Source organism: Actinoplanes oryzae, assembly GCF_030757795.1.
GTDB lineage: Bacteria > Actinomycetota > Actinomycetes > Mycobacteriales > Micromonosporaceae > Actinoplanes.
The window spans coordinates 1-16,682 of sequence record NZ_JAUQWH010000184.1; the positions used below are offsets into that span (position 1 = coordinate 1).

Annotated in this window: 12 protein-coding genes; 6 read left to right on the plus strand and 6 right to left on the minus strand. The window is 75.6% G+C overall.

The window, feature by feature from the left end; translation table 11 throughout:
• From RBH18_RS37260 to RBH18_RS37280, 5 genes are all read right to left on the minus strand, one after another.
• Positions 1-788, minus strand: a 788-nt coding sequence (locus RBH18_RS37260) for a 3-hydroxyacyl-CoA dehydrogenase family protein (RefSeq protein ID WP_306215207.1), incomplete at its 3' end; no start/stop codon positions are given.
• Positions 785-4,186 carry a thioester reductase domain-containing protein gene (locus RBH18_RS37265; protein WP_306215208.1) on the minus strand — a complete coding sequence of 1,134 codons (3,402 nt, stop codon included), beginning with the start codon at positions 4,184-4,186 and terminating at the stop codon, positions 785-787. The genes RBH18_RS37260 and RBH18_RS37265, both read right to left, overlap by 4 nt.
• Positions 4,183-4,566: an acyl carrier protein gene (locus RBH18_RS37270; RefSeq protein WP_306215209.1), complete on the minus strand. Its 384-nt coding sequence runs from the start codon at positions 4,564-4,566 to the stop codon at positions 4,183-4,185. Before RBH18_RS37270 ends, RBH18_RS37265 begins: the two co-directional genes overlap by 4 nt.
• Positions 4,563-7,448 carry a condensation domain-containing protein gene (locus tag RBH18_RS37275; RefSeq protein WP_306215210.1) on the minus strand — a complete coding sequence of 962 codons (2,886 nt, stop codon included), beginning with the start codon at positions 7,446-7,448 and terminating at the stop codon, positions 4,563-4,565. Before RBH18_RS37275 ends, RBH18_RS37270 begins: the two co-directional genes overlap by 4 nt.
• A gap of 39 nt (positions 7,449-7,487) precedes the next feature.
• Positions 7,488-9,254, minus strand: coding sequence for a non-ribosomal peptide synthetase (locus RBH18_RS37280; protein ID WP_306215211.1), 1,767 nt, complete (start codon positions 9,252-9,254; stop codon positions 7,488-7,490).
• Between the two features lie 559 nt (positions 9,255-9,813).
• Between RBH18_RS37280 and RBH18_RS37285 the strand changes: the two genes are divergently transcribed.
• Together RBH18_RS37285 and RBH18_RS37290 are read left to right on the plus strand one after the other, a co-directional pair.
• Positions 9,814-10,293, plus strand: coding sequence for a flavin reductase family protein (locus RBH18_RS37285; protein WP_306215212.1), 480 nt, complete (start codon positions 9,814-9,816; stop codon positions 10,291-10,293).
• Positions 10,294-10,450: 157 nt separating this feature from the next.
• Complete coding sequence (locus RBH18_RS37290; RefSeq protein ID WP_306215213.1) at positions 10,451-11,437, plus strand: aldo/keto reductase; 987 nt, start codon at positions 10,451-10,453, stop codon at positions 11,435-11,437.
• Positions 11,438-11,490: 53 nt separating this feature from the next.
• On the opposite strand, the gene RBH18_RS37295 is transcribed toward RBH18_RS37290, so the two are convergent.
• Positions 11,491-12,342: a glycosyltransferase gene (locus tag RBH18_RS37295; protein WP_306215214.1), complete on the minus strand. Its 852-nt coding sequence runs from the start codon at positions 12,340-12,342 to the stop codon at positions 11,491-11,493.
• A 218-nt stretch (positions 12,343-12,560) separates the two neighbouring features.
• On the opposite strand from RBH18_RS37295, the gene RBH18_RS37300 reads away from it, so the two are divergent.
• The 4 genes from RBH18_RS37300 to RBH18_RS37315 form a co-directional block, all read left to right on the plus strand.
• Positions 12,561-13,535 (plus strand): lysylphosphatidylglycerol synthase domain-containing protein, encoded by a 975-nt coding sequence (locus RBH18_RS37300; protein ID WP_306215215.1) that lies wholly within the window; start codon positions 12,561-12,563, stop codon positions 13,533-13,535.
• Positions 13,523-14,569: an NAD-dependent epimerase/dehydratase family protein gene (locus RBH18_RS37305; RefSeq protein WP_306215216.1), complete on the plus strand. Its 1,047-nt coding sequence runs from the start codon at positions 13,523-13,525 to the stop codon at positions 14,567-14,569. Before RBH18_RS37300 ends, RBH18_RS37305 begins: the two co-directional genes overlap by 13 nt.
• A gap of 19 nt (positions 14,570-14,588) precedes the next feature.
• Positions 14,589-15,590 carry a UbiA prenyltransferase family protein gene (locus RBH18_RS37310; RefSeq protein WP_306215217.1) on the plus strand — a complete coding sequence of 334 codons (1,002 nt, stop codon included), beginning with the start codon at positions 14,589-14,591 and terminating at the stop codon, positions 15,588-15,590.
• The coding region (locus RBH18_RS37315) for a glycosyltransferase 87 family protein (protein WP_306215218.1) at positions 15,587-16,682 on the plus strand (1,096 nt) is incomplete at its 3' end. The genes RBH18_RS37310 and RBH18_RS37315, both read left to right, overlap by 4 nt.

Genomic DNA, 16,682 nt, shown 5'->3' on the forward strand with positions numbered 1-16,682 from the left:
GCGACCTTGCGCAGCAGCAGGTCCGAGGGGGCGTAGCCCGCGTCGCCGGTGCGCTCCTGCAGCACCCGCAGCGAGTCCACGACGTTGTCCAGCCCGATGAGGTCGCCGGTGGTCAGCGGCCCGGAGCGGTGCCCGAGGCAGCCGGTGAAGACGGCGTCGACCGCCTCCGGCGTGGCCAGGCCCTCGTCGACGATCCGCGACGCCTCGTTGATCATGCGCTGGAGGATGCGGTTGATGACGAAGCCCGGCCCGTCGCCGACCACCACCGGCTCGCGGCCGAGGGTGGCGAGCAGCTCGGCGGCCCGCCGGACCGCGGACTCGGCGCTGCGCGGCCCGCGGATGAGCTCCACCGTTCTGATCAGGTAGGGCGGGTTCATGAAGTGGATGCCGACGACCCGCTCGGGGTGCTCGACCGAGCCGGCCAGCTCGTCGATGGGGATGGCGGAGGTGTTGGAGACGATCAGCGCGTCCGGGCCGGCCGCGGCGGAGACCTCGGCCAGCACCTTGGCCTTCACCTCGGGCAGCTCGGTCACCGCCTCGATCACCACGCCGGTGCCGGCGGCGGCCGCGAGCTCGCGGGTGGTCGTCAGGTCCCCGACGTGCTCCGGGGTGAGCGCGCCCATCAGCTGCGCGAGCCGCCGCTGCCGGGGCACCTCGGTGCGGGCGGCGTCCAGGGCGGCCTGCTCGACGTCGACGAGGACGACGTCGAGCCCGTGGCCGGTGGCGAGCGCGGCGATGGCCGTGCCCATCACCCCGGCACCGAGGACCGTGACCTGCGGGGTTGTCATGCGGGCTCCTTCACTCGATCGGTCGCGAGCCGCGGCAGCAGGCCGCCGAACTCGGGGTGGCGGGACGCCAGGAAGGCCAGGCCGGCGCGCAGCTGCGCGGGGGTGATCGCGGACGACAGGCCCTGCTTGCGCAGCCACGGCTGCCAGCTGCGGACCTGCACGTCGTCCTCGGCGAGCTCGTGACCCTCCAGCTCGTAGAGCGCCACCGCGGACATGACCTCGCTGCCGTCGGCGAGCGCGGCGTCGGCGATCCGCCGCTGCCACTGCGGCAGCGGCTGCGGGCTGGTGGGCAGGCCGGCATCGCCGAGCATCTCGAACAGCTCGCGGGTGCTGATCGACCGGCTGTCGGCCAGGTGGTAGACCCGGCCGACCGAGCCGGGCGCCAGGGCCAGCTGGGCGACGGCGCGGGCGATGACGTCGACGGGCGCAACCGGCTCGGCCCGCTCGTCGGTCGGGTGCGCGCCCGCGGCCACGCCGCTGGCGAGCATCTGCCACACCAGGTCCTTGTGGTTGCAGGCGCCCGTGTCGCGGGCGGCCATGATCAGGCCGGGCCGGAAGACCCGGCCGCGGAGCCCGGCCGCCTCGGCCTTCTCCAGCAGCCGCTCGCCGACCCACTTGCTGACGCCGTAGCCGCCGAGGTCCGGGTGCAGCGGCTGCTTGCGCGTCTCCATGCGGGTCCCGGTGCCGTTGGCGGGCCCGGTCGCCGCCAGCGTGGAGACGAAGGAGAAGTCCCGCACGCCGGTCGCGAGCGCCCAGTTGAGCAGCCCGGCCATCGGCAGCACGTTGTCCTCGCGCAGCGTCTTGTACGGCTCGGTGAAGACGACCCGCGCCGCGCAGTGCACGATGTGCCCGATCCGGTCGGCCAGCTCACCGTCGCGGAACCGCCCGGCGGCGGCGGTGAAGTCGCGCAGGTCGGCCGGCACGGCCACCACCCGCTCGGGGTCGGGCTCGGGCAGCGCCACCTTGCGGGCGGCGGCCCGCAGCCGGGCCAGGCCCTCGGCCTCGTCGCCGGCGCGGACCACGCAGTAGACCCGGCCCTTGCTCGCGGCGAGCAGCTCGTGCAGCAGGAACGCGCCGAGATAGCCGGCGGCACCGGTCAGCAGCACGTCGCGGCCGGGGGCCTTGCGGTCGCTCAGCGGCCCGATCGGCAGCTCCAGGTCGGCGTCCACGAGGGCGCCGTCCCGGTCGGCCGCGGTGCTGCGGTCGGCCTCTCCCCCGGCGCCGGCCCGGACCATCGCGGCCAGCCGGCGGACCGTCGCGCGGCTGCCGCCCGCCCGGTTGAGGTTGATCATCACGCCGTGCTCCTGCTGGATGCGCAGGGCCATCTGCACCGACAGCAGCGACGTCCCGCCCAGCGCGCCGAACTCGGCGTCCGGCCCGACGGCCTCGACCTCGAACAGCTCCCGCCAGATCCGGGCGATGCTCTCCTCGACGGATCCGGGCTCGCCGCCCGGGGAGGCCGGCGGCGTGGCCGGGGCGGCGGTGCGGCGGGTGAAGGCGTCCAGGCGGTCCAGCGGCCAGTAGCGCTTGCGCTGGAAGGGATACGCGGGCAGCGGTACGCGCCGCCCGGTCCCGGGGGCCACGGCGGCCCAGTCGACGGCGACGCCGTGCAGCCACGCCGTCGTCAGCGCCTCGTCGAGCCGGTCGCCGGGGCCGGCCACCACGCCGTCGGCCTCGCGTACCGGGGTGTCCGCGGGGCCGGCGACGATCGCGTAGCGGCCGGCGGCCTCGTCGAGGCGCTCGGTGACCGCCGCCGCGGGCAGGGCCGCGCGCAGGACGGCGAGCAGGTCCGCGGGGGTGCCGGGGCCGGCCACGAGGACGGGCGTACGCGGCTGGGCCCGGACCGTGCGCACCGCCGGCGGCCGCGGCAGGCGCAGCGCGGCGGCCAGCCGCCCGGGCGGGGCCGTGACGACCCGGCGCTCCTCGAAGGACGTGCGGCCGACGCGCAGCGTGTACGCGATGTCGGCCACCGCGCCGCCGGCCTCGTCGAGGTGGTCGCCGAGCGCGCGGGACAGCTGGTCCAGCTCGACCCGCGTACGGGCGGACAGCACCAGCCGCACGACGTCCTGCTCGGGGGCCGGCGGGCGGACGGGCGCGGGCGGCGGGCCGACCACGACGACCGCGTTCGTGCCGCCGACGCCCATCGAGTTGACGACCACGTGACCGCCGGCGACGGCGGTGTCGCGCCGCTCGGTGGTGACGAAGAACGGGCTGCCGGCGAGGTCCACCGGGTCGCGCGGGTGGTCGAAGGCGGGGTGCGGCGGCAGGCTCCCGGTCCGGGCCACGTGGATCGCCTTGATCAGCCCGGCGATGCCGGCGGCGGGCCCGAGGTGGCCGATGTTCGACATGACCGAGCCCAGGCCGCAGTAGCCCGTACCGGTGCCGGTCTCCCGGAACGCCCGGGCGAGGGCGAGCAGCTCGATGTGGTCGCCCAGCGGCGTGCCCGTGCCGTGGGCCTCGACATAGCCGACCTGGTCGGCCCGCACGTCCGCGACGCGCAGTGCCGCCGCCACGACGTCCGCGACCCCGTCGAGGCGGGGAGCGGCGTAGCCGAGCCGGTCGCCGCCGTCGTTGCCGACCGCCGACCCGCGCAGCACCGCGAGCACCGGGTTGCCGTCGGCGAGGGCGTCGGCCAGCCGGCGCAGCACCACGACGCCCACCCCGGAGCCGTACGTGGTCCCGGTCGACTTGGCGTCGAAGGAGCGGATGTAGCCGTCCTCGGAGACCCACGCCCCGGGCACCGGCAGGTAGCCGAGCACCGGCTCGATCACCGTCGCGCCGCCCGCGAGCACCACGTCGGTCTCGCCGGACAGCAGGCTCAGCATCCCGTAGTGCACCGAGTAGAGCGAGCTGGAACAGCCCGTCTGCACGCTCACCGCCGGGCCGCGGAGCCCGAGCTTGTAGGCCGTACGGGAGGTCATGAAGTCGGCCTGGCCGCCCACCGTGAGGTCGAGGTCGCCGATCGCCGCCGCCAGGCCCTCGTCGCGGGCCTTGGCCGCGAACATGGCCGCCGAGTAGTTGCCGGCCGCGGCACTGGCGAACACGCCGGTGACGAGCCGGTCGGACGCCGGGGGCAGCCCGGCCGACTCGAGCGCCTCCCAGCACGTCTCCAGGAAGATGCGCTGCTGCGGGTCGATCGTCTCGGCCTCGCGGGCCGGGTAGCCGAAGAAGTCGGCGGCGAATTCAGCCACGCCCGGCAGGGTGGCGCCGACCCGCACGAAGCCGGGGCGGGCGATGTCCTCCTCGGTGTGCCCGGCGGCGCGCAGCTGCTCGTCGCTGAGCTCGCGCATCGACACGACGCCGCGGTCGATGTTGCGCCAGTAGTCGCCGGCGTTCCAGGCGTCCGGGAAGCGGCACCCGACGCCGACCACCGCGATGTCGGTCTCGGCGGCGCTCACGGCTGACCGGCCAGGTCCGCCCGCGGCGCCACCGGGGCGGCCGGCGCGGCGCTCAGGCCCCGGCGGGCGCGGCCGAGCATCGTGCGCCGGTCGGTGGCCCCCGCCGGCTGCGGCGCCGGGGCCGGGGCCGGCGCGGCGGACCCGGCGAGCAGCGCGGCCTGGGCCCGGATGGTGGCGTGCTGGAAGAGGTCGGAGACGCGCAGCGGCACGGCCGACAGCTCGCGCAGGTCCTCCCACAGCATGATCAGCAGCAGGGACGACCCGCCGGACTCCAGGAAGTTGCGGTCGGGGTCCAGCGCGCCGGGATCGTCGGCCTCCAGGACGTCGGCCCAGGCCGACCGGACCCGGCCGAGCAGCTGTTCTTCGTTCAGGGCGGTCATTTCTCCTCCAAGGGGCGGGCGCCGGGGTCGGCGGCGAGGTCGTCCGCGGCCGCCACGACGGCGCGGAGGATCGCCGTGGCGGTCCCGGGCTCGAACAGGGCGGCGGCGTAGGCCAGGCCGACGACGATGTCGTCCCGGTGATCGGTGACGGTGAGCTCGAGCTCGTACTTGACGTGCAGCGGCGCCAGGGGCCGCACGGTGGCCGGGATCCCGTCGCCCAGGTCCGGGGCGGGCAGCTCGGCGTCCTGGGCGTCCAGGTAGAGCGGCGTGAGCGGCGGGCGGCTCAGGTCCCGGTCCGGGTCCACCGCGGCGGCCACCGCGTCGAAGCGCGCCGCCGAGTGCCGGAAGGTCGCGGCGCAGGCGGCCCGGGCCTGGGCGAGCAGCTCCTGCCAGGTGGGCCTGGAGCGCAGATCCAGCCGTACGGTCAGCGTGTCGACGTACATGCCGACGGCGTGCTCGCTGCGGGCGCCGGTCCGCTGCGAGTAGGGCAGCGCCAGCACCACGTCGCGGGCGCCGCCGAGCCGGGCGACCGCCACGGCGTACAGCGCCGCGGTGAGCATGAACGTCGTGCACCCCGCGCCGGCGGCGATCGCGCGCAGCCGGCGGGTGCGGTCCGGCCCGAGCGCCTCGCCGACCGTCGCGCCCAGCGTCTGCTGCTCCGGAGCCCGCGGGTGGTCGCGGGGCAGGGCGGGGTCCACGGGCGCCCCGGCGAGCGCGGCGATCACAGCCTCGGTGTGGGCGCTCGCCACGGCGTCGGGGACGTGGCCGGCCTCGGCCGGATGCACCGGCTCCGGCAGCGGCACGCCCCGGTACGCCGCACCGATCTGCTCCAGCACGATCCGCCGCGACCACCCGTCGAAGGCGATGTGGTGGGCGACGACGACCAGGACGACCGAGCCGTCCGCGCGGGTCAGCAGCGTCGCCCGGGCCGGGGCGTCGCGGGCGAGGTCGAAGCCGGTCCAGCTCAGCTCGCCCACGGTGCGCCACAGCTCGTCGTCCGCCCGCGCCGCCGCGTCGACGACGGTGACCTCCGGCTCGGGGGCGTCGGTGCGGTAGAACACCGTGCGCCGGCGGCGGTCGAGGGTGAAGCGGGACCGCAGCGCGGGATGGCGGCCCAGGACCGTCCGCACCGCCTCGCGCAGCCGGCCGGGGTCGGCACCGGCGCCGATCACGGCCACCGTCGGCACCAGATAGGCCGTACGCAGCCAGGGCAGCCGGTCGATGGACCAGAACCGCTGCTGGGCCGAGGACGTGGGCACCTGCTCGTCCGGGCCCGCCGCCGGGAGGACGGCCGGCGCGGGCGCGGCGGCCAGCAGCGCGCCGAGCCCGGCGACCGTCGGATCGGCCAGGAAGTCGCGGGCCAGCAGGCTCCGGCCGTGGGTGCGCTCGACGTGCCGCAGCAGCTTGACGACCAGCAGCGAGTAGCCGCCGAGCGCGAAGAAGTCGGCGTCCGGGCCGAGTGTGGCCGCCGGCCGGTCGGCGAGCACCGCGGCGAACAGCTCCGCGGCCTCGGCAGTCCGCGCGTCGCCGGCCCGGGCCGGCACCGGCGCCTCCGCACGTGGGGCGGCCTCCGGGGACGGCACCGGCACCTCGGCCTGTCCGACCAGGACCTCCGGGTCGGCCGTCAGCGTGTCGAGCAGCCCGGCGTACGCCGCGACGAGCAGCTCGGCGACCGGGCGCGGGTAGCGGGCGGTGTCGTACTCGAGGCGGGCCCACCAGCCGCTGTCCCGCTCCTCGACGGTCAGCATGAGCTCGAACTTCGCCGTTCCGGTCGGCAGGATCTCCGGCACGCCCCAGCGCACCGGCGTGCCGGGCGGGGGGACCGGGAAGTTCTGCAGGGCGAAGGCCACCTCCACCAGCTCCGTACGCGCCTCCTGGGTCAGCCGGTCGTAGGGGATCCGCTGGTGCACCGGGATCCGGAACGCCTCGCCCCGCGCCCGGCGGCAGTGCTGCGCGAACGTCTCCCCGGGGCGCACCTCGGCGAGCAGCGGGACCGTGTTGACGAAGAAGCCGACCGTGTCCTCCAGCGCGGGATCGTCGCGGTTGGCACTGATGACGCCCAGGCGGAACTCCTCACGCCCGGACCAGCGGGCCAGCAGCACCTCGAAGGCGCCCGCCAGGACGACGAACGGGGTCACCCGGCGGGCGGCGGCGACCTCGGCGACGCGGGACCACAGCTCGGCGGGCAGGGCGGCCAGGGCCTCGCCGCCGGGGCGCACGACACGGCGGCCCGGCGTCCGGGGCAGGGCGCCGGCCAGGTCGAGGGCGGGTCCGGCGCCCAGGAGGGCCTCGGCGCGCTTCCGGGCGGCCTCCCGGGCCTCCCCGGACTGCGCGGCGGCACGGTCGCGGCCCGCGAAGGCGGCGTAGCCCGGCCCGGGTGCCGCGAGCTCCGGGTCGCGTCCGGCGGCGACCGCCTCGTACGCGTGGGCCAGGTCGGTGCAGAAGCGCCCCATCGACCAGCCGTCGAAGGCGATGTGGTGCACCACGATCAGCACGGCGTCGCCGCCGGTGAGCCCGGTCCACACGGCCGCCCGCAGGACCGGCCCGGCCGCGAGGTCGATCGGCGCGCGGCCCTCGGCGAGCGCGTCGTCGCGGACGTCCGCCCACGACGCGCCGGTGGCCTCGATGACCCGGACGGGCACGGGCGCCGGCGGCAGGGCGAGCTGGACGGGCTCGTCGTCGCGGACGCGGTAGACGGTGCGCAGGGTCTCGTGGCGCCCGGCGACGGCGGTCAGGGCCCGGGCCAGCGCCGCGGGGTCGGCCCGCTCCCGCCAGCGCAGCAGGACGGGCACGTTGTAGGTGGCGGCGCCCGGGTCCGCGGCGTCGATCAGCCAGAGGCGTTCCTGGGCGTACGACAGCGCGGCCGGCGTGGATACCAGCACGGGATTTCCTCTCCTGCGGGGTGGGGCGTGGGGGCGCGGTCAGGCGGGGACGGCCCGGCCCGCGTGGATCCGCCCGGCCAGGTCGGCGAAGGTGTCGGCCAGGAGCACGTCGTGCGGTTCGGTGCGGACGCCGAGCCGGGCCTGGATCCGGCCGGCGAGCTGCACGGCGGCGAGCGAGTTGCCGCCCTCGTCGAGGAAGTTGGCGTCGTCGCCGGGCTCGGAGCCGAGCACCTCGCGCCACAGCTCGCGCAGCGTCGTCCCCACGTCCCCGCCGTCGCTGCCGGCGGTGTCCGGGCCGGCGGTGTCCGGGCCCGCGGTGTCCGGCCCGGCGGGGGTCTGGGCGGCCAGCGCGGCGGCGATCGCGGCGCGGTCGGCCTTCCCGGTGGGACCCAGCGGTACGCGGTCCAGCACCAGCCACGTCGCCGGCACCATGTACGCGGGCAACCTCGCCGTCAGCGCGGCGGTCAGCCCGGGCAGCGACAGCGGGCCCGCGGGCACGACCGCGGCGGCGAGCACCGCCCGGGAGCCCTCGCCCAGCTTCGCCACGTACGCCTCGGCCACCAGGCCCGTCGCCGTGGCCGCCGCCTCGATCTCGTCGAGCTCGATCCGGAAGCCGCGCAGCTTGACCTGCCGGTCGCGCCGGCCCAGCACCTCCACGATCGGGCCGGGCAGCTCCCGCGCGAGGTCGCCGGAGCGGTAGAGCCGCTCGCCGGTGCCGGGGTGGGTCACGAAGCGCTCGGCGGTCAGGTCCGGGCGGCCGAGGTAGCCCAGCGCCACGCCGGGCCCGCCGATGCACAGCTCGCCCGTCGCGCCCGCGGCGACCGGGGCCAGCTCCTCGTCGAGGATGTGCAGGCTGGTGCGCTGCAGCGGGTGCCCGACCGGGATCCGGGTGCGCCCGGCCAGCGTGCTCGGGTCGCAGTCGAAGTACGCGGCGAAGGTCGTGGTCTCGGTCGGCCCGTAGCCGTTGACCAGCCGGCCGGGCGGCCCGGCGGCGAGCACCCGGCGCACGGCCGCCAGGTCGAGCTGCTCGCCGCCGACCACCACCGTGCCGACGGCGCGCAGGGCGGCCGGCCGCTCCCGGGCGATCAGGTGGAACAGCGACGTGGTGAGGAACATGGCGCCGATCCCCCACTCGGTCAGCCGGGCCGTCCACTCGTCGATGGGCAGCTCGGTGACCTGCGGCAGCGGGACCACGGTCGCGCCGGCGGCGAGGGCGCCCCAGATCTCGAAGGTGCTCGCGTCGAACGCGGGGTTCGACGTGTTCGCCACCCGGTCGCCGGGGCGCAGGGTGCAGAACAGCGGCTCGACGACGAGGCGGTGCACCGCCCGGTGCGGCACGGACACTCCCTTGGGAACGCCCGTGGACCCGGAGGTGAACATGACGTAGACCGGGTCGTCCGGCTGGTTCTCCTCGGCGGGACCGGCGTCGGTGGCCGGGATCTCCGCCGGCACCTCGATCCGCCGCGGCACCTGGACGCGCGGGTCGTCCTCCTGGGCCACCAGCACGCCGGCGCCCGCCACGGCGAGGGTGTCGCGCACCCGGGCGGCCGGGGCCGCCGGGTCGATCGGCAGGTATGCCGCCCCGGCGCGGGCCACTCCCAGCATCGCGGCGACCAGCGCGACGCCGCGCGGCAGCGACAGCGCCACGACGTCGCCCCGGGCGACTCCCGCCTCGCGGAGCCGGCCGGCGAGCGCCCCGGCGAGGCGCCACAGCTCGTCGTACGAGACGGCACCTCCCGTGGCGGCGTCCAGCACGGCCGGGCTGCGTGGTGCGCGCCGGACGTGCTCGGCCACGAGACTCTGCACTGGACACACGGCATCGAACGACAAAGCATTCCCCCCGTAGAGATGCCTTCGGATCAATGCGCCTCGATTGGCGCCGGATCTGTCGCGATGGACGTTAGCAAGCGATTTCGGCTGCATAATGTGATCCAAATCACTTCATTGTCGCCGCTTCGGCCGTCCATTCCGCGCCGACGCAGGTCAGCCGCGTGATCACCGGAAATCTGTGAATCATTGGGCCCGAGTCACTGCTCCGATTCATATTTGCCGCGCCCGGCAATGCACCTTTCCGGTGCACTTACGGAGGGCGATGTCGACCGCGCACCGGCGATCTGCCGCCGCCGCAGGCCGGAAGCCACCTGGCTAAATAACTGATCATCAATGCTGATCACGGCGCGTGGTCGCCGCCGGGGCGCCGCCTCCGCAGTTCACCCGTACTTCTGTTTTGCGCAACCCGGAAAGGACGGGGTTGCCCGCCCGGCGCGGACCTGTTTAGGGTCGGACGGCGCATTAAGCGCCATAGCGGAGGCCGCCGGTTCCCGGCCGCCGGCCGCACCCCGCCGAAGTGGAACGGAAGGCGGCAATGATCGCACCGGACAAGTTCAGGCGGGTGCTGGGGCACTTCGCCACGGGGGTCACCACGGTGACGGGGGTCGACCCGGTCACCGGACGGCCGCAGGGCCTGACGGTCAACTCCTTCGCCTCCGTGTCGCTGGATCCGCCCCTGGTCTCGTTCTGCGTGCGCAGTGCGAGCAGCACCTGGCCGGCCCTGCGCCGCGCGGCGCGGCTCTGCGTCAACATCCTCGGCGCCGGGCAGCGTGACATCTGCGGGCGGATGGCCGCCGGCGGCGCCGACCGCTTCCACGGGCTCGACTGGAGCCTCTCCCCCGGCGGCGCTCCGGTGCTCGCCGGGGTCGTGGCGTGGCTCGAGGGCACGGTGGAGGCCGAGCACGAGGCGGGCGACCATGCCATCGTCGTCGTCCGCGTGCGGCACTTGCACGAGGGCGGCGACGTGCACCCCATGGTGTTCCTGCGAGGTGAGTACGGGCACTTCGCCCGCTGAGCCGACCCGACCAGCCACAGCGGACCGTACGGCGCGGGCGACGCCCCCGTCCGGGCGATGACGCGCGCGTTCGTGCAGGTCAAAGCCTCGCACATCATCCTATGTAGAGATACGTCGGTGTTTCGCGGAGGTTGCCGGACAGGGCATACTGGGCGCCATGGAGCTCAGAAGAACTCTCGGCAGAAGCGGCATCGAGGTGAGCGCGCTCGGCATGGGCGGCTGGGCGATCGGCGGCCCGTTCTGGGCGGGCGAGCAGCCCCTGGGCTGGGGCGAGGTGGACGACGCGGAGTCGGCCCGGGCGGTGCACCGCGCGGTGGACCTCGGGGTCACCTATTTCGACACCGCCGACGTCTACGGGGCCGGCCACGGCGAGCGGGTGCTCGGCGCCGCCCTGGCGCACCGCCGCGACCAGGTGGTCATCTCCACCAAGTGGGGCAACACCTTCGACGAGGCGAGCCGGAAGATGGGCGACGAGGACGGGACGCCCGAGCACCTCGGCCGGGCCGTGCGCGACAGCCTGCGCCGGCTCGGCACCGACCGGATCGACCTCTACCTGTTGCACCTCAACGATCTGCCGGTGCCCCGGGCGCTGGAGCTCGTGCCGGTGCTGGAGCAGCTGGTGACCGAGGGCCTGATCCGGTCGTACGGGTGGAGCACCGACTTCCCCGAGCGCGCCCGGGCCTTCGCCGAGGCGGGCAAGCACTGCACTGCGATCCAGTTCGACTTCTCCGTGCTCCGCGGCGCGGGCGAGATCCTGGACGTCTGCGAGTCCTTCGACCTGGCGGCGATCAACCGCGGCCCGCTCGCCATGGGCCTGCTCACCGGCAAGTACGACGGGTCGTCCCGGCTCGCCGACGACGACATCCGCGGGCTGACCCCCGAGTGGATGACGTTCTTCCAGGACGGCAAGCCGGTGCCCGAGTGGCTGGACCGGGTCGCCGCGGTCCGCGAGGTCCTCACCTCCGGCGGCCGCACCCTGGCGCAGGGCGCCCTCGGCTGGCTCTGGGCGCGCAGCCCGCGCAACGTGCCGATCCCCGGCTTCCGCACGGTGGCCCAGGTGGAGGAGAACGCGGCCGCGCTGCGGACCGGGCCGCTGACGCCCGAGGAGCTCGCGACCGTCGAGAAGCTGCTCGGCCGGGCCTGACGGCACCGCGCGGGCGGTGCGGCGGGGCACGCTCCGCCGCACCGCCCGCGGCCTCAGCCGTCGGCCGCGGCCGGCAGCACCTCCGGCAGCGCCGGACCCGAGGGGACCGGCTCGGCGGCCGTGGGCTCGGGGCCCGCGGCGCCCACCCCGGCCAGGGCCGGCTCCCGGCTCGCCCGCAGGGTCAGCCAGGTGCGGCCCAGCTCGCGGAAGACCCGGCCGGACGAGCGGCCCACCGAGAAGGTGGAGCCGGGCATGTCCCGCCAGATCACCGGCACCTCGCGGATCCCGATCCCCCGCCCACGGCACCGGGCGAGCAGCTCCACGTCGAAGGCGAAGCCGGTGGCGACCAGCTCGCGGGCGACGTCGCGGGCCAGGTCGCCGGCGAAGAACTTGAAGCCGCACTGGGTGTCGGTCGCGCCCGGCACGATCGTCCGCGCCAGCCGGCGGAAGACCCGCGACCCGAACGAGCGCACCGGGCCGTGCCGCACCTCGAGCACCGAGGCCGGCAGGTTGCGCGAGCCCACGACCACCCGGTCGCCGTTGGCCAGCAGATAGAGGATGTAGCCGAGGACGTCGAGATCGGTCGCCATGTCCGCGTCGCAGAAGCCGACCATCGGCGCCGACGTGGCGAGCAGGCCCGCGCGCACGGCGGCGCCCTTGCCCGGCTCGGGACACCGCACCAGCCGCACCGGCACCCCGCCGGCCGGCCAGGCCCGGACGATGTCGGCGGTGCGGTCGGTGCTCGCGTTGTCCACGACGACCACCCGCGCGTCGACGCGCATCCGCGCCAGGTGGGCGCAGAGCGCGGCCAGCCCGCCGGGCAGCCGCCGCTCCTCGTTGTACGCCGGGACGACGACCTCCAGCATCGGGGGTGCGCCGGGGGCGCCGCCCGCCATGTCGGTCATGCGGTTCTCCTCTCGTGGGCGAGTGTCCTGACCATGCGCAGCCCCGCTTGCGGGCGGCTTTGCAGCCGCTTTGCGCCCCGGGAAAGCCCGAGGAAACCGCTTTCCTCGACGGCAGCCGCGGCCATAGCGGCGGCAAACCGGCGGTAAAGCCGGGCGCGACAAGCTCGTCCCGACCTTCCGGCGGCATGCGGCCGCCGGGCTCACAGGGAGGTGATGGCGTGACCGGAACCCGGCAGAGGGCGGTGCGCGCCGTGCTCGCGGCGGCGTTCGGCGTCGCGTTGCTCGCCGGCGTCGTGGTGGCGCTGCGCTCGGAGAACTGGGACACGATCCGCGAGACGGTGCTGCGCGGCGCGGCGCTGCCCTACGCCGCCGCGGCCTTCGCGGCGAACGTCGCCGGCCTGGGCCTCGCCCTGGCGTCCTGGCACGTCCTGATCGTCGACGGCGGCCACCGGGTGCGCCTGCCGCTGAGCGGCACGATGTTCGCCGCCGGCCTGCTCGGCAAGTACATCCCGGGCCGGGTCTGGGGGGTGCTCGCGCAGATCCAGCTGGGCCGCTCCGCCGGGCTGACCCCGGCCCGGATCGGCAGCTCCTACGTGGCGAGCCTGGCGGTGTCCGTGCTGGCGGGCACCACGGTGGGGCTGCTCGCCGCCCCGGCCGTGCTGGGCGGGCAGGGCGGCTGGCTGGTCCTGCCGGCGCTGCTCTGCCTCGCCTGGTTCGTCTGGCCCCAGGGCATCAACCGGCTGGCCGCGCTGGCCGCCCGGGTGCTGCGCCGGCCGGGCGTCCCGGCCCGCCTGTCGCACCGCGGGATCCGCCGCTCGCTGGCCTTCTCGGCGGCGTCCTGGCTGGTCTCCGGCCTGCATCTGTGGTTTCTGGCGCTGCTGTTCGGCGCGCCGGCCCTGCGCTCCCTGCCGCTGTGCGCCGGCGGCTTCGCGCTGGCCATGGTGGTCGGCAGCGTGGCGCTGATCGTCCCGGACGGCTGGGGCATCCGGGAGCTGGTCCTGACCGTGCCGCTGGCCACGGTGCTGCCGCTGCCCGCGGCGATCGCGGTGGCCGTCGCCAGCCGCGTGGTGATCCTCGCCAGCGAGCTCGCCGCCGCCGGCGTGGTCTACCTGACGTACCGCATCCGCCGCGGCTCGCCCGCCCCGGCACCCGCACCGCTCATCGAGGAGGAGACACAGGCGTGGACGCGCTGAGAACGCAACGGATCCTGGTCACCGGAAGCACCGGGATGCTCGGCAGCCACCTGGCCCGGCGCCTCGCCGGGCAGGGACACGACGTGCTGGGCGTGGACATCCGCGCCGCGGCCGCCCCGGTCGCCGGGGTGCAGCAGGTGCAGGGCGACATCCGCGACACCGCGCTGCTCACCGAGCTGACGACGGACGCCGGCGCCGTGGTGCACTGCGCCGGGGCCCTGCCCACCTATCCCGCCGAGCAGATCAGGGCCATCGTCGTCGACGGGACGCGCAGTGTGCTGGAGGCCGCCTACCGCAACGGCGTGCCCCGGGTCGTGCACATCTCCTCGACCGCGGTGTACGGGCTGCCCGACCTGGTGCCGACGCCGGAGGAGTACCCGTTCCGCCCGACGGACACGTACAGCGCCGCCAAGGGGGACGCCGAGCGCGTCTGCGAGGAGTACCGCGAGCTCGGGGTGCCGCTGACGATCCTGCGCCCCAAGACGTTCCTCGGGCCGGGCCGGATGGGCCTGTTCGCGATGCTGTTCGAGTGGGCCGACGAGGGGCGCAACTTCCCCGTCCTGGGCCGCGGCGACGTCCGCATCCAGATGCTCGACATCGAGGACCTGCTGGACGCGGTCGAGCTGGCCCTGGCCGCCCCGCCCGGCGGCACCTTCAACATCGCCGCCGACCAGGTGGCCACGATGCGGGAGAACCTGCAGTGCGTGCTGGACGAGGCGGGCCACGGCAAGCGGGTCGTCTCGGTGCCGGGCCGGCCGGCCGTCGGCGCGCTGCGGGTGATGGCCCGGCTCGGGGTCTCGCCCGTCTACGACCGGCTGCTGCACAAGCTGCTCGCCGACTCCTACGTGAGCATCGAGCGGGCGCGCAAGGAGCTCGGCTTCCAGCCCCGCTACTCCGGGCAGGAGGCGATCCTGCGCACGTACCGGTGGTGGCGCGAGCAGCAGCAGGTGTCCCGGGCGCCGGCGGCCAGCGGCCGCACTTCCAGCGAGCCGTGGCGGCAGGGAGCCCTCTCCCTCGCCAAGGCGCTGTTCTGACGTGAGGCAGGAGACAGCCATGCAAGCTGCCGAGACCACCGCACCCGACACCCTGCCGGCGGCCACGCCCGCGCTGCCGGCCCTCCCCGTGCCCCGGACCCGCGGCCTGGTCCGCGCGCTGGTGGGCCTGCTGCGCCCCGGGCAGTGGGCGAAGACCTTCCTGGTCGTGCCGCTGCCGCTGCTCGGTGCGGCGTCCTGGACCGCCGCCGGCGCCGGCCGGGTGGCGCTGGCCGTGGCCGCGTTCGTGCTCGCCTCCGGGCTGGTCTACGTGGTCAACGACATCTCCGACCGGCACCGCGACCGCGAGCACCCGGTCAAGCGGCACCGCCCGATCGCCAGCGGGCGCGTCCCGGTCGGCCTGGCCTGGGCGTACGCCGTCGTCCTCGCGGCCGGCCTGGGGGCGCTGCTCGCGGGCTGGCCGCTCGGGCGCAGCTGGCCCGTCCTGGTCTACCTGGCGCTCAACCTGGCCTACACCCGGGGCCTCAAGCACGTGCCGCTGGTCGACGTGTTCATCGTCAGCTCCGGGTTCCTGCTGCGGCTGGCCGCCGGCTACGTGGCCCTCGGCGACCTGGTGTCGCGGTGGCTGCTGGTCGCCGTGCTCTCGCTGTGCCTGCTGCTGAGCCTGGGCAAGCGGCGCAACGAGCTGCTCACCGTCGGCGCCGAGCACCGGCCCGCACTGGCCGGCTACACGGTGTCCTTCGTGGACCAGCTGGTGCTGCTGAACGCGGCGCTCACCTTCATGGCGTACGCCCTCTATCTGGCCGAGGCCCCGGAGAGCGACACGACCGTCCGCGTCATGCTCCTCTCCCTGCCGATCGCCCTGTTCGCGCTCTGCCGCTACCTGCAGGCCGTGCTGCTGCACCGCGGCGGCGGCGATCCGATCCGCACCCTGTTCCGCGACCGGGTCCTGGTGGCGTGCTTCCTGGTCTGGGCGGCCCTGTTCGTCGCGGACCTGTGGCAGGCGCACCGCACCGGAACCGTCCACACGGCCGGCGCGCTGTGGCCGGGGTGGTCGCGGTGACAGCCCTCTCCGGACCGGCCCGGACCGGCACCGCGCCCGCTCTGCCGGGCGCCGGGGGCACACCGCCACGCCGGTGGGTGATCGCGGGCGTCGCGCTCGCCGTCCTCATCGGACTGGCCGCGATGGGCGTGCGCCTGGCGACCGGCGCCCTCTGGATCGACCTCGAGGTCTACCGTGACGCCGCGCTGGCCGTGCTGCACGGGCGCAACCCGTACGACTTCGTCAACCACAACGGCCTGATGTTCAACTACACCCCGTTCGCCGCCCTGCTGCTCACGCCCCTCGGCCTGGCCGGGATGCCCGCCGGCGTGCTGTGGTGGACGATCCTGTCGGCGCTGACCCTGCTGGCGAGCGTGTGGCTGGTCCTCCGGCACTTCGGCGTCGCGGAGCCGCGCCGGACCCGGCTGACCGTGCTGCTCGCCCTGGTGTGCCTGCCGATGCTGCCGATCCTGCACAGCCTCGAGCTCGGTCAGATCAACATCATGCTGATGCTGCTGGTCCTGGCCGACCTGCTCGGCGGGCGCCGGGCGGGGCACGGGCCCGGCGGCCGCTGGCAGGGCGTCGGCCTCGGCATCGCGGCCGGGATCAAGCTGACCCCGCTGATCTTCGTGCCCTACCTGGTGCTGACCGGGCGGATCCGGGCGGCGGTCACCGCGGTCGGCACCTTCGCCGCCACGGCGGCGCTCGGGTTCCTGCTGCTGCCCGGGACCTCGTGGGCGTACTGGCTGGGCGGTCATGTCACCTCCAGCGGCCGGCTCAGCCCGCCCGACACGGAGATCTACAACCAGTCGCTGCGCGGGGCGCTGGTGCGTCTCTCGGACTCCGGCGCCGACGCACCGGGCTGGGTCTGGCCGCTGCTGGCCCTGGTCGCCGGGGTGGCGGCCATGACCGTGGCGGTGCGGGCCGGCCGCCGCGGCCACGAGCTCGCCGGGATCCTGGCGTGCGCGCTGGCGGCCCTGCTCGTCTCCCCGATCTCCTGGCACACGCACTGGGTCTGGTGCGTGCCGCTGGTGCTGCTGACCGGCCGGGCCGCCCTGCGCACCCGGCGCGCCTGGCCGGTGACCACCACGGCCCTGGCCTGGCTGGTCTTCA

Coding starts and splice junctions, on each gene's coding strand:
- RBH18_RS37290 (WP_306215213.1), top strand. CDS start 10,451: ATGGAGCTCAGAAGAACTCTCGGCAGAAGCGGCATCGAGGTGAGCGCG.
- RBH18_RS37270 (WP_306215209.1), bottom strand. CDS start 4,566: ATGACCGCCCTGAACGAAGAACAGCTGCTCGGCCGGGTCCGGTCGGCC.
- RBH18_RS37310 (WP_306215217.1), top strand. CDS start 14,589: ATGCAAGCTGCCGAGACCACCGCACCCGACACCCTGCCGGCGGCCACG.
- RBH18_RS37295 (WP_306215214.1), bottom strand. CDS start 12,342: ATGACCGACATGGCGGGCGGCGCCCCCGGCGCACCCCCGATGCTGGAG.
- RBH18_RS37285 (WP_306215212.1), top strand. CDS start 9,814: ATGATCGCACCGGACAAGTTCAGGCGGGTGCTGGGGCACTTCGCCACG.